Source organism: Rhodococcus quanlei, from assembly GCF_055231015.1.
Genome location: NZ_JBUYWD010000019.1, coordinates 35,613 through 49,049, shown reverse-complemented (window position 1 = coordinate 49,049; position 13,437 = coordinate 35,613). Strand labels below are relative to the sequence as shown.

The 13,437-nt window shown below is 65.4% G+C and carries 10 protein-coding genes; 1 reads left to right on the top strand and 9 read right to left on the bottom strand.

Going from position 1 to position 13,437, the window contains the following annotated elements; translation table 11 throughout:
- The 6 genes from ACZI8Q_RS14715 to ACZI8Q_RS14690 all read right to left on the bottom strand — a co-directional run.
- A partial coding sequence (locus ACZI8Q_RS14715) for an amino acid adenylation domain-containing protein (RefSeq protein ID WP_463374290.1) occupies nt 1–5,334 on the bottom strand: 5,334 nt, incomplete at its 3' end.
- Nucleotides 5,331–6,893: an amino acid adenylation domain-containing protein gene (locus ACZI8Q_RS14710; protein ID WP_463374289.1), complete on the bottom strand. Its 1,563-nt coding sequence runs from the start codon at nt 6,891–6,893 to the stop codon at nt 5,331–5,333. The genes ACZI8Q_RS14715 and ACZI8Q_RS14710, both read right to left, overlap by 4 nt.
- Entirely contained in the window at nt 6,890–7,954 is a 1,065-nt protein-coding gene (locus ACZI8Q_RS14705) for an HAD-IIIC family phosphatase (RefSeq protein WP_463374295.1), read from the bottom strand. The genes ACZI8Q_RS14710 and ACZI8Q_RS14705 overlap by 4 nt, the downstream gene beginning before the upstream one ends.
- A 2-nt stretch (nt 7,955–7,956) precedes the next feature.
- Nucleotides 7,957–8,964 (bottom strand): 3-oxoacyl-ACP synthase, encoded by a 1,008-nt coding sequence (locus ACZI8Q_RS14700; RefSeq protein WP_463374288.1) that lies wholly within the window; start codon nt 8,962–8,964, stop codon nt 7,957–7,959.
- Nucleotides 8,961–10,031, bottom strand: a complete 1,071-nt coding sequence (locus ACZI8Q_RS14695) for an acyl-CoA dehydrogenase family protein (protein WP_463374287.1) — start codon at nt 10,029–10,031, stop codon at nt 8,961–8,963. Before ACZI8Q_RS14695 ends, ACZI8Q_RS14700 begins: the two co-directional genes overlap by 4 nt.
- A complete protein-coding gene (locus ACZI8Q_RS14690; protein WP_463374286.1) occupies nt 10,028–10,315 on the bottom strand; it encodes an acyl carrier protein in 288 nt (95 codons plus the stop codon). The genes ACZI8Q_RS14695 and ACZI8Q_RS14690 overlap by 4 nt, the downstream gene beginning before the upstream one ends.
- 135 nt (nt 10,316–10,450) lie before the next feature.
- On the opposite strand from ACZI8Q_RS14690, the gene ACZI8Q_RS14685 reads away from it, so the two are divergent.
- Nucleotides 10,451–11,215 (top strand): HAD-IIA family hydrolase, encoded by a 765-nt coding sequence (locus ACZI8Q_RS14685; RefSeq protein ID WP_463374294.1) that lies wholly within the window; start codon nt 10,451–10,453, stop codon nt 11,213–11,215.
- Between the two features lie 42 nt (nt 11,216–11,257).
- Here the strand turns inward: ACZI8Q_RS14685 and ACZI8Q_RS14680 are convergent, their stop codons facing one another.
- From ACZI8Q_RS14680 to ACZI8Q_RS14670, 3 genes are read right to left on the bottom strand one after another with little or no spacing between them, the layout of a single operon-like run.
- On the bottom strand, nt 11,258–12,496 hold the full coding sequence (locus ACZI8Q_RS14680) for an O-succinylhomoserine sulfhydrylase (protein WP_463374285.1): 1,239 nt from the start codon (nt 12,494–12,496) through the stop codon (nt 11,258–11,260).
- Complete coding sequence (locus ACZI8Q_RS14675) at nt 12,481–12,900, bottom strand: rhodanese-like domain-containing protein (protein WP_463374284.1); 420 nt, start codon at nt 12,898–12,900, stop codon at nt 12,481–12,483. The genes ACZI8Q_RS14680 and ACZI8Q_RS14675 overlap by 16 nt, the downstream gene beginning before the upstream one ends.
- 48 nt (nt 12,901–12,948) lie before the next feature.
- Nucleotides 12,949–13,386 (bottom strand): Rv0361 family membrane protein, encoded by a 438-nt coding sequence (locus tag ACZI8Q_RS14670; protein WP_463374283.1) that lies wholly within the window; start codon nt 13,384–13,386, stop codon nt 12,949–12,951.
- Between the last annotated feature and the right edge of the window lie 51 nt (nt 13,387–13,437).

The following is a 13,437-nucleotide window of genomic DNA, read 5'->3' as shown; positions in this document are numbered from 1 at the left end:
ACACACCACCGCCACACCCAACCCATCCCCCACCCCCGACACCAACAACTCACCCAACAACCCACCCCCCACACCAACACCACCCCCACACGGCACCAAACCCCACTCCACCCCCGACAACAGGTTCTGGGCTGCGAATGCCTCGTCCGGTCGAGCTGCCACGGTCTGCACAAGGCGAACGAACCGCGATGCCAGGTCTTCGATCGTGGATGCATCGAAAATGTCGGTGGCGTAGACGAATCCGAATGTCAACCCGCTTTCGGCACTGGGTTCACCGGAGACATACAGCTGAAGGTCCGTCTTTGCGATCCGGTCACCGAGATCGATGCGCTGGACAGCCAGACCAGGCAGTCGGGGCGGTACCGCGTGGGCCCGCATCTCGAGGAGCACCTGATACACGGGCGTGTATGCCGGGGATCTGGGCGGATCGAGATCCTCCACCACCCGGTCGAACGGGATCTCGCTGTGGCTCATGGCCTCGAGATCGTCGCGCCGAACCTCTGCCAGCAAGTCCCGGAACGACATGTCACCGCGGATACTCGTACGCAACGCAATCGTGTTCACGAACAGGCCGACCACGTCGTCGAGGGCCCTGTGGATCCGCCCGTCGACCGGTGTCCCGATCACCACCTCGTCAGTCCCCGAGATCCGCACGAGCAGCAGGGCGAGTGCGGCATGGATCACCATGAACGTGGTCGCGGACTCCTCCCGCGCCAGTCGGTCGAGCGAACGACTGGTTCCGGCGCCCAGTGCGATTTCGTGACGCGCTGCGCGCAGGTCTCGTCTGCTCGGGCGCGGTCTGTCGACGGGAAGGTCGAGCACCGGAGCGGCCCCGGCCAACCGTTCGGACCAGTAGCGTCGGTCCGCGTTCGTCTCGTCACTCGGTTCACGACCGTCCCACAACACGTCGCGCTGCCACAGCGCGTAATCGACGTACGTCAGCCGCGGTGGCGGCAATCCGGGTTCGGTTCCGCGGGTATGCGCCGCATAGGCTGCGGCGAGGTCCCGACTCAACACGACCATCGACGCACCATCTGCGCCGATGTGGTGGACCACGACGACGAGCACGTGTTCGTCGACGCCGGTGTGTACGAGCCGAGCACGCAGGGGCACATCGACTCTCACGTCGAATCCGGTCGCGATTTCGGCGTCGAGGATCGACTCGACTACGGATTCTGCATCGGGGCCTTCCACCTGGATGCAGGTGAGATCAGGCATCGCGTCCGTTACCGCGAGGATCTGCTGTTCGGGCTGTGCATCCTGTGTCCTGATTGGGTAGACGGTTCGAAGTACCGCGTGACGGTCCAGTACGTCCGTGAAGGCTTGCCGCAATGCATCGTGGTCCAACGTGCCTCGCAATCGAAGCGCGGCCGGCATGTTGTACGCCGCGGAGGCAGTGTCGTACTGGTTCACCAACCACAAACCGGTCTGCGTCGCAGAAAGCGGAATCCGCTGAGGGATCGTGCGGTGAACGAGCGCGGGACGCGACCGGTCATCGGTGTGCAGTGCCCGGGCCGCGAGCATCCGAGGAGTGGGTGCATCCAGAACGTCACGGACCCCGAGCCTGACCCCGAGAGGGGCATTGATTCGGGCGAGAACGCGGGCGGCGGCGAGCGAGTTGCCACCGAGCTCGATGAAGTTGTCGTCCAGTCCGATATCGGGGATGCCGAGACAGTCGGCGAACGACTCTGCAACGACGGCCTCCACCGACGTTCGCGGCGCCGAGTACTGCTCGGCCTGGAAGTTGGGTCGCGGCAGCGCGTTTCGATCGATCTTGCCGTTGGGGGTGACCGGTAGCGTGTCGAGAGCGACGATTCGGCCGGGTGTCATGTACGAGGGCAGCCGGGACCCGACTGTCTCCGCGATCACCTGCACATCGATGGTCGATCCTGGTGTGGGCACGACATATCCGACGAGCATCGCACCGAGCCGAGGATGGGTACACACGTCGACCACGCATCGCCCCACGCCGTCGCAACCGCGCAGCACCGCCTCCACTTCGCCTGGCTCGACACGGTGGCCGCGAATCTGCACCTGACTGTCCGTACGGCGCAGGTACTCGAGATTTCCGTCGGTGCGCCACCTGACCAGATCGCCCGTTCGGTACATGCGCTCGCCGGCCGGACCACGAGGGTCAGCCACGAATCTGGTCGCGGTCAGCCCGAACCGCCCTCGGTAACCGCGAGCCACTTGGCTGCCCGCCACATACAGTTCGCCGTCCACGCCCACCGGTGCCGGGCGAAGTCGTCGGTCGAGAACCGTCAGCCGTAAGCCGGGAATACCCGGCCCGATCAGGCTGGCCGGCGCCGATGCCATCAGCTCGTGACCTAGCGGCATCTCGGTGACGTGAACCGTGGTCTCGGTGATCCCGTACATGTTGACGAGCAGCGGTGTGTCGTCGGCGTGAGTGGCACACCAGTTCTCGAGATGCGCGGGATTCAGCGTTTCCCCACCCAACACGACGTATCGCAAACTAGGTGCATCCGCTTGCACGGAGGCCAGCACCTCGAATGCGTTCGGTGTCTGACTGAGCACCGTCACTCGTTCGCGGCGCAGGAGTTCGAGCAGCCGATCGGGTGTGCGGGCCGTCTCGATATCGACGATCACGACGGACGCCCCGTGCAGCAACCCTCCCCACAGTTCCCATACCGAAAAGTCGAACGCAGCAGAGTGAGTGCAACTCCAGACATCGGTGGTTCGGAACTCGTAGTTGCGCAGCGCATTCGTCATCAGGTCGATCACATTCCGGTGAGTGACAGTGACACTTTTCGGCCGTCCGGTGGACCCAGAGGTGTAGACGACGTAGGCCGCCGAATCGGGATGTCGCCGCCTGCGCTTCGGCGGGCTCCCGCCCTCCGGTTCCTGCCGGGATTCGATCGTCACAACCGGGCACTCCGTGGCGGGTAGCCACCCTCCGACGTCACCGCTGGTCAGCACACACACCGGGTGCGAATCCCGCCATAGTTGCCGCAACCGTTCGGGCGGGTGCGCGGGATCGACGGGAAGGTAGGCACCGCCTGCTTCGAGCACCGCGAGTATGGCGACCACCAGGTCCACAGAGCGTGGAACGGCCACCATCACCACCGACTCCGGGCCGACGCCAACGCGTTCGAGCCGGGCGGCAAGGGCGTTCGCCCGGCCGGCCAGTTGTGCATAGGTGAGCCGCCGCTCACCGAACACGACGGCCGGGGCATCCGGCGATTGGGCCACCTGGGCCGCGAACAGGTCCGGAAGTGTGCCGTTCTGTCCCGGACCGGCTGAGCGGTACCCGAATTCGGTCAGCATCGCCGCCTCCGCCGCGTCGGGCAGAACGAGATCGCCGACAGCACCCTCCGGATGATCGATCATCGCTGTGAGGGTCGAGAGCAACCGGTTCACCATCAGCCTCGCGGTTGCAGAATCGAAGAGGTCCGGTGAGTACCGCACGGTCAACTGCCAACCGGCGTGTCCGCTGCGCCAGATCGCCACCGTCATGTCGAGTCCGTCCAGCTCGCCTGGCTGATCTTCGACGAGAACCTGAAACAGTGGGGCGCGTCCCAGCGCTCGCACAAGCCCGAGTCTGCGAACCAGGGTCTCGAGGGTGACCCCGTCATGCTCGATCGCAGTCTGTCTTCCGGCACGAATCTGCGCTGTGACCTCCGCGAATGTTGCCGAAGACGCCACCGTCACTCGAAGAGGTACGGTCCGCAGTCGAGGTTCGGAAACTGGATTCTCGATGCCGATCACCACGTCGTCGGTATCGCCGATACGGGCGAGAAGAACAGCCAGTGCAGTCTCGAGCGCGTCGCGTGACGTTTCGGGTGCGTGCTCGTTGCCCCCCGTACACGGTGGTTTCAGGAGTTTTGTCAGGCCGGAAGGGATTGTCCGCTCCGATGTTTCCGCGCGCCCGGACAGGCACTCGGGCCGGCGCCGGTCCGTTGCCGGCCCTGACGAGTCCGGAGCCCCGGTAAGTCGCCGCCGCCAGTATTCGACGTCGATTGCTGCGGCCCGTAGCCGCGCACCCACCTCAGAGGTCTCGCGATGCACGGTTTCGAGTGCTGTATCCGGATCAGCGGTGAGGAACTCGTCGAGGAACCCAAGAAACTCCCTGTGCCGCGCAGACAACTCCTCCCGGTTGTAACGACCGGGGTTGGCCAGAAAGTCGACGATCGTCCGAGACGGACTGCCTCGCGGGTAGACGTTGACCAGGAGGTCGTCCACCGGACCGGAACTGACGATGTGGTAATCGCCCGTCACCGGCCCCATCACGATGCGCTGAGGGAACAGCATGACGTTGACCATCGGACCCGTGAGATCTGTCCCGAGATCGCGGCGGATGTCCCCCAGACCGAACCGCTGGTGCCGCAGCGCACCGAGAAGGTCGAGCTGTACCCGCTGTACCAGGTCGCTGACCGTACCGCCCTCGTCGACCCGGACCGGAAACGGTACGGCCCCGGCGGTCATTCCACCGGACCTCCGTAGCAGCGCGGTCGTTCGGCCCGACATCGGCACGGTCAACAGAACGTCCGTGCGCCCGGTCCTCCTGGACAGGTAGCACGCAAACGCGGCGACGATCGTCGCAGTCGCGACGTTTCCGGCGCGGTCGAGCCGGTCGGCCGCTTCCGGAAGCAAGGCTCCGCCGATCGCGACGCTGCGTTCCGATGCGGGTGCGGCCTCGTCGGACAGGCTGGTCGGTTCGATCACCCCTTTCATGCGGTCGGACCAATACATTCGATCGGTACCGAACCGCTCCGATGCCCGGTATTGCGCGTCCAGCGCGTACAGCTGCTGCGGGTGGGCCCTGGTGACGGTTGCCGGCTCACGGTGTTCGACCGCACACGTGTACAGCTCGGCTATCCGGTTGACCATCGTCACGGCCCCGTATCCGTCGAGTGCGACATGGTGAATCTTGCTGTACCACCAGTGTTCTCGCTCGTCGATCCGAAGAACCGTCGACTCCACCAAACGCCCGCCCATGAGCCGGATCGGAAGCGTGTGGTCGCGAGCGATCCACGCGGTCGCGGCTGCAACGGGGTCGGCCTCGTCCCGAAAGTCGCGCAGCGGAATCGATCGATCGGTGTTCTCGTCGACCACCTGGCACGGCGCCCCGTTCTCCTCGGCCAACCGCAGAAAGGGCGATCCGAACTCCAGCGCCGCTGCCACAGTCGCTTCGCGAAGGACATCCACGTCGAGAAGACCGCGTAACGCAACGTAATGAGCGATGCACAGCGGCACGCCGGGCGCCACCTGCTGAGCGAGCCACACCTCGTACTGAGCCGACGACAACGGGAACGCCTTACCGTCCGACTCCGGTGAGCTACCGTTCACCAACCCGTGTTCGCGCGTGTGCGTCATGGCAACCGCATTCCGCCCGGCGCTGCGTGCGCGACCGGTGTATCGAGTAAGTGCCGCAGGGCTGTTTCGTCCACCTTGCTGCTCGCCGCCAGCGGAAAGGCACCGAGCGGCACGAAGCTCCCGGGAACCGACTGCTCCACCAAACGGTCTCGGCAATGCGCCATCAGATCGTGGGTGCGGGGCAGCGCCGCCGCTTCGGTGGACGGCGTCCAGAACGCCACGAGTGCGGATTCTCCGAACGCGTTCGTGGTTGCCAGGACCACGGCCTGGTGAACACCCGAGTGGGTTTCCAGGACCGCTTCCACCGCATGCCGTTCCACACGGACACCACGTATCTTGACCTGTCCGTCGACCCGGCCGCAGAAGGCGATTTCGCCGGACGGTTCGATGCGAACGAGGTCACCCGTCCGATACATTCGCTTCCCTGGCCGGTCACCGGACGGGTCCGGCAGGAACCGGACTGCCGTCGCCACTGGCCGGGCTGCGTACCCGTCCGCGACCTGCGGTCCTCCCAGATACAGGTCACCGACCGTTCCCGGCGTAACGGGTATCAGCTTGTCGTCGAGCACGTAAGCGGTGGTGGTGCCCATCGGCTCGCCGATCGGCGCGATCGTGCGCGGTACGGCCTCTACGACAGAGGCGACACAGCTCACCGTCGTCTCGGTGGGCCCGTATTCGTTACGCAGTTCCACCCCTGGCAGGGTTTCCTGGTGTCGGGCCACCAGCACACCGGGCAATGCCTCGCCTGCCAGAATCACCGTGTGGAGGTCCTCCACACCTCGTGCGAGATAGGGCAGCAAGAGTCGGTAGAACGACGGGGTGGCGGCCAGAGTCGTCGCACACCAGGCGCGTGCCAGGGCGGCCACGGCCTCCGGGTTCGCCAGGTCGTGTCCGTCCGGCAGAACGCTGACACCTCCGTGACACAGCGACCACAACGTGGTCAGCAGTGCACCGTCCCAGGTGAAGCGAAATGCGGAGAACGCCACAATGGGCGCGTCACCGCTGTAGTCGCGGCCGGCGACCATCTCCGCGATATCGGCCCGGGTGACGACCACCGCTTTCGGAACACCAGTGGTTCCCGAGGTGGTGACGACATAGGCGGGAGCAGTTGGCGGCACAGACACGGCAGCGACTCTCGTCGGTGCGTCGTTGCCGTGGCCCGCGATCAGCACGGGAGGGGTTCGAGAACGGCGAGACAGCGAAGCGATCGATTCGGGTGCCGTCCCGGGATCGTCCGCGTCGAAGACGATGGCACCACAATCGATGTCGGCCAATGTGGTCTCGAGCTGACCACGCGGATGCGAGGGCTCGAGAACACACCATGCGGCACCGGCACGCAAGGCCGCTACCATCGCGACGACGGTGTGCACACTCTGCCGCCGATGCACGAGTACGGTTTGTCCGACGGCCACACCAGCGGTGGACAGCCTTCGCGCCAGAACTGCGCTCTCCCTCAGGAGTTCGTGGTACGTCAGCTGTTCACTGCCCACCACGACAGCAACGCGATCCGGGTGACGACGACCCGCGGTCAAGATCTGATCGAGCACATCCTCCGTCATGGCGGTGCTCCCGCCTCGCTGTGCCCTGCGACGATGCGTAGGTGAGCGGAAGGGTGGACACGCGAACCGGTGTACTCCAAGAGAACTCCGTGCGTCGACGCATCCTCGTCGGCCGGTACCCGAACCGGAGCGAACCCGGCGAAGCGGAGGGCCACCAGCATCACCCGGTTGACGTCCGTGGGCACGAATTCGGCGAACGATCGTCCACCCCGACTCCGGGCACGTTCTGCGACGTGCCCGATCAGCGCAGCGCCCACCCCACGAGAGATCACCCGGCACGACATCAGTAGCAGGTGCAACACCGAATCGTCGCCGCGAAGTTCGGTGACCGCAAGGCCTATCGTCCCGTACTCGCCGTACCGGTCGGTCAATGACGCAACAAGGACCTCGTACCGTTCCGATTCGCACATCTCGCGCAATTCCACCCGACCGAACGTCCGTCCGGTGGTGTTCAGTTGATGCGTGCGAACGGTCAATTCGCCTGCCCGATCGAGGTCGGCGGACACGGCCGGCCGCACGGTCATCTCCAGATCGAGCGATGCCAAGAACTCGGCATTCGATCCGGCGAACTCTGCTTCCGCCGCCGACCTTTCACGCTCACTCCGGTAATACCCGCGGCGCGAGCGCGCATCCTCGGTCACGACGTCGGGAGTCAGGTCCGGCAGGTTCGGCAACGCGCCGATCTGCTCGGCCCGGAAGCAGCGCACGTCGGGGAGCGCAGCGGCAACCTCGGCCAGTTCGACCGGATCGTTGTCGACGAACGCGACCGCGTCGAGAGCGATACCGAGTGTCTCGACGATCCGGAGCACCGCGTCGGACTTACGCCCCCAGCCCACTTCGATCGCGCTGAACAAGCTGTCGATGCCGCTGGCACGCAGATGAGCCAGCGCCGGTCGATACTCGCCACGACTGGCCACCGCGTGCAGAATTCCGCGCGCGTCGAGGACGTTCAGGATGTGGACCACCTCGTCCTTCGGCACCGCGGCGTCACTCTCGAGCAACACCCCGTCCCACACCGTGTCGTCGAGATCCCACACCACGCACTTGACCGTCGCCACCACCGTCACCCGCCCCCCTCATCGACATCGGGCAGGCGGCGAAGCAAGGTGCTGCTCCACGCGGCGACGGGGCTGCTGTTCAGAACCAGGCACAGAGCACCGGGTGCCTGATGTGCCGCAGCGTATTCCAGGTCGAGCAGAACGTCGACGGAACCCAGGTGCCCGTATCCGGCCAACGCACGTCGGCAGGCCGGGTCGATCTCGAGATCCAGCGCCTCCTCCCAGAACATGAATGCACCTACCGACAGGTTCTGCATCAAGACCGTGTCCACGCTGCCGATTCCGTTGCGTTCCAACAGTTCGGCATTGATTCGGGTGAACCGGCTGCGACTGTCCACCGCGAGTTTGAAGGAGTAAGTGGGCTCGTCCACACATTCCTCGACCCACTCGCGCTCGGGGACAACCCGATAGTCGATGCGAAACAGGTCGGCGTAGCGGCCGTCGCTACGCAGGATCTGGTCGACGAGCTGATAACGACCGCGGCCCGACGTCGTGAGAAGTACGGCGGCGGCACCGTCCCCGAGCAGGGTCATCGGTGGTCGGTAGCGGGCAGCGGTCGGCGACTTGGCTGCTGCGACGACGAGGACGAATCGCCACTGCGGTTCCCCTCGCAACAGAGCGGCAGCCACCGCCAATGCGGCCGACACGGATACGCACCCGAGGTCCCCGACTGTGGTGGTGAACGCCCGATTCGCCCCCAGACGATGTTGTAGTCGCGTCGCCTCCGAGGCGAGAAGATACTGCGGCGCCCGGCCCTGCACCATCACGAGCGCGTCGAGATTCGAAGCGGCGATTCCACTCTCCTCCAACAACTGTGCCGCCGCCGCGTAGGCGAGATCGACCTCGTGGTCGGTCTCGGCCGCGACCCGAACCCGGTCGATCCCGAGTGACAGAGCATGCTCGCGTCTGGCGGCCGGCAGCCCCTCGAGTTCCGCGAGATCGGCAACCGACACCTCGCGTTCCGGAGCGCAGAACACGATCGATTCGAGGGTCACCGGCGCCGCGCCCGTCACGGCACACCCCCGGCGAGGACGTGATCGCCTATCTGCACCTCCGCCACCGCGGCCGGACCCTCGATGATCTGCATGACCTTCGCGTCCCGGAAGAATCGGCCCACTCGGCTGTCCGGGGCACACCCCGCCGAACCGAGCAGTTGCACAGCCCGGAAACTCACCGAAGCGGCAGCCGCCGCGGCAACGTACTTGGCAACCAGCGTCGCCAGAATCGGCGCCGGACCTCGCTCGTCTCGCGCCGTAGCGGCACGTTCACACACCGCGCGGGCGGCGACGACGTCCGCCGCCGACCTTCCGATGTCCCCTCTCACCGAGTCGAGATCGGCCAGCACCCCGCCGTCGTGAACTCGGGTTCGTGTGTGGGCTCCAGCGTCCACAACACAGGTCTGTGCCATACCCACACACCCCCACGCGACCGTGTAGCGCCCGTGATCGAGGGCCGTCGCCGCGACGTGGGACAAGCCGAACCCGCCGGGTGCGAGCATCCGGTCGGACGGGACGATCACGTCCTCGAACACCACGTGCCCGATCCGGGTACCGCGCATACCGAGTTGCCCGCGCACGGGGTGCACCGTCACGCCCGGCCACGAAGTGTCCACCAATGCCGTGGTCAGACCATCCGCCGAACGCCCGAGTACCAACATCACGTCCGCCACCTGTCCGAACGTCACCCACCGCTTGTGTCCCGACAGACACAGGTCCGGTCCGTTGCGGTCGAACGTCGTCGCCACCGCACCCAGGTCGGTGCCTGCACCCGATTCGGTAGCGGCGAATCCCGCGATCAGCTCACCGGTGTCGAGTGGGGGCAGCCACCGCTCCCGTTGAGCCGCAGTGCCCCACTTCTCGACGGCAGCCGCCACCATCTCCTGCACGGTCAGCAACGACCGCAACGACGTGCACACTTCTCCCAGACGCTCCGCGATCGACCCCAACTCGCTCGCCGACCCTTCTCGCATCGTGATCCCCGATCGGACGGCCGCGCGGACCACCTCGTCGGGCAATCCGGTTTCGTCCCAGTCGGCGGCGTCGCGCTCTGCGGTCGCGACAAGAGAATCCACCCCGATCACGACGCGCCCGCTCCAGCTTCGCCACGCTTGCGTCGAATGAAACCCGCGATCCTCGATGCAGTCCGGAAATTGTCGAGATCGAGGTCCTCGACTCCCACGTCGATGTGGTGGGCACCTTCGATGTAGGTGACGATTTCGAGGGCCCGTAACGAGCTGACCAAACCCAGCTCGAAGTAGTCGTCGTCGGGGCCGAGCCTCGTCGACGTGATCGTGCTCAAATGCTGCCGCAACTGCTCCACCAACTCGTCATCGGATGCCGTCTCGGAGGTGTCGCCGAGGTCCATGCGGTTAGCGTTCCCAGCCGGGCGAATGTTCAACCATTGCAGGGCCGATCGGGGATCGCCGCGCATACTGGTGCGGTGAGCGACGATCAGTGCAGGCAAAAGACCACCGAGGATTCACCCGGGTGGACGTATCTGATGGACATGGACGGGGTCCTCGTCCATGAGGAGCACCTGATTCCGGGTGCGGACGCGCTGCTCACCGAACTCCAGGAGACCGGCACCCCGTTCATCGTGCTCACCAACAATTCGATCAGAACCCCCCGTGACCTTCGAGCACGCCTGTTGCGCTCGGGTCTGGACATTCCCGAAAAGTCGATCTGGACGTCCGCGCTGGCCACGGCAACGTTTCTGTCGAGCCAACGCCCGAACGGGAGCGCGTACGTGGTGGGCGAATCCGGACTCACGACGGCCCTGCACGACATCGGCTACGTCCTGACCGACAACGATCCCGACTATGTGGTGCTCGGCGAGACGCGAACCTATTCGTTCGAGGCCATCACCACAGCGATCCGCCTGGTCGAGCGCGGTGCCCGATTCATCGCCACCAACCCGGACCCCACCGGACCGTCGCGCGACGGATCACTCCCGGCGACCGGATCGGTGGCCGCCCTGATCACCAGGGCGACCGGCGCCGACCCGTACTACGTCGGGAAACCGAACGCGCTGATGATGCGGTCCGCACTGCGGGCGATCGGCGCGCATTCGGCGAACACGCTGATGATCGGCGATCGGATGGACACCGACATCGTGTGTGGGCTCGAGGCGGGGTTGCAGACCATTCTCGTGCTGACCGGAATCTCGACGCGCTCGTCCGTCGAACGATTTCCGTACCGTCCGACGGCGGTCCTGAACTCGGTTGCCGACCTGGTCGGCCGAGTCACGGACCCCTTCCCTCTGTGAGTGGTCGAGGAGTCTGTGGACTCGCAGGCCACTCACTGGGGTTCAGAGGGCGCGGTCCAGGTCGTTCAGCAGGTCCGCGGGTTCTTCCAGCCCCACCGACAGACGGATGACTCCGTCGGTGATCCCCACGGCAGCACGGCCTTCCGGGCCCATCGCGCGATGCGTGGTGGTGGCCGGGTGGGTGACCAACGACTTGGAGTCACCGAGATTGTTCGAGATATTGACCAGCTGCAGCCCGTCGAGCACCTCGAACGCCCGCTTCTTCGCCGCATCGCCGTCGGCCTTCACCGCGAACGTGACGACGGTTCCGCCACCGCTCATCTGCCGTTTCGCCAACTCGTGCTGCGGGTGCGACTCGAGATACGGGTACCGCACCCATTCGATCGCGTCGTGAGCTTCGAGGAACTGCGCGATCTGCAGGGCAGAATCCACCGAGTGCCGCACCCGGACCGGCATGGTCTCGAGCCCTTTGAGCAGCGTCCATGCGTTGAACGGGCTCAGGGCAGGGCCGGTGTGACGCATCAGGTTCTGCACCGGACCGTCGATGTAGTCCGCGGGCCCGAGAATCGCACCGCCGAGGACGCGGCCCTGGCCGTCGATGTGTTTGGTACCCGAGTACACGACGATGTCGGCACCGAGGTCGAGGCTGCGCTGCAACAACGGCGTCGCGAAGACGTTGTCCAGGACGACCTTGGCACCGGCCGCGTGCGCCATCTCGACCACTCGGGGAACGTCGACGAGTGACTGCATCGGATTGGACGGGGTCTCGAAGAACACGGCAGTGGTCGGCACGGACAGTGCCTCTTCCCACTGCTCGAGGTCTTCACCGTCGACGAACACTGTTTCCACGCCCCACCGCGGAAGGATCTCGTTGCACACGACGAAGCACGACCCGAAGAGGCTGCGCGCAGCCACCAGACGGTCACCGGCACCGAGTAGCGCTCCGAGTGCGGTGAACACCGCGGACATGCCGCTCGACGTTCCGAATGCCGCCTCGGCACCTTCGATGAGACGCAGCCGCTCTTCGAACATCTTCACCGTCGGGTTCCCGTAACGGGAGTACACGAAGTGGTCGATGTCGCCGGTGAAGGATGCTTCCGCGGCGCCCGCGCTCTCGAACACGAAACCCGAGTTGAGGAATACGGCCTCGGAGGTTTCCTCGAATCCGGAACGCAAGGTGCCGCCACGCACGCTGATGGTGCCCAGTCCGATGTCCTCGGGCAGTTCCGTCTCGAATGCGCCGCCCTTGGGGATGTTCTTCTGACTCACGACTGCCTCCACGGCAGGCCGATGGCCCGCCAGCCCACAGCTCCACGGTGACCTTCGGCGTCCAGTGCGCCTTCGAACCCGTCGAGCACGTTGTACGACGGACCGATCCCCGCCTCTGTCGCAGCCACCGCTGCACCGATCGACCGCTGGCCGGAACGACACAGGAAGATGACCGGAGCCGATTCTCCACCAGTGATCCCGGCTTCCTTCAGCTGGTCGACGAAGTTGTCGTTACGTGCGCCGGCCGGATAGCTCACCCACTCGACGAGAACCGTTCTACGGCCCAGCGACTCGAGGTCGGGGACCCCCACGTATCGCCACTCGGCGTCCGTCCGGACGTCGACGAGCACGGCCTCGGAGTTGTCCCGGAGCAGCGACCAGGCGTGCTCCGGCGTTATGTCGCCTGCGTAACTCACCCTTCAAGCTTTCCACAGCTGCCACGACGATGCTGCTGCGGGAGGGTGTCAGTTGCAAACGACCCATTTGTCGCCTTCACGGGCCAGTTCCCAGGTATCGGTGGTCTCGCCCTGGTCGTCGGGTGCACTGATCCGTACCTGCGCGGTGGCGCGGTCCCCTTCGATGTCGGAACCGTCCACCCCGACGAGACTGATCTCACCCTCGCGTCCGGCGATCACCGCCCGATCACCCGAATAGGAATCGCATACCAGCGTTTCCAGTACGTCCGTGTCGTTGTGGTTGTGCGCTTGGAGGTAGTCCGCGACGGCGCGGTTGATGCGATCCGAATCGGTGAGGTTCTCGTCTGCGGGCGACAGCCAGCTCGACACCATGATTCCCAGGAGAACGACTGCGACGATGGCAAGCGCCGCCATGAACGGGGTGGCGGTGACGCGCCGGGGGTCTTCTCCCGGGTCTTTCTCGGATGATCCACGCGAGTCGGACATGACTTCCCTTCGACCGGTACGAAGGACCGATTGTATCGAAACGCGCATTCA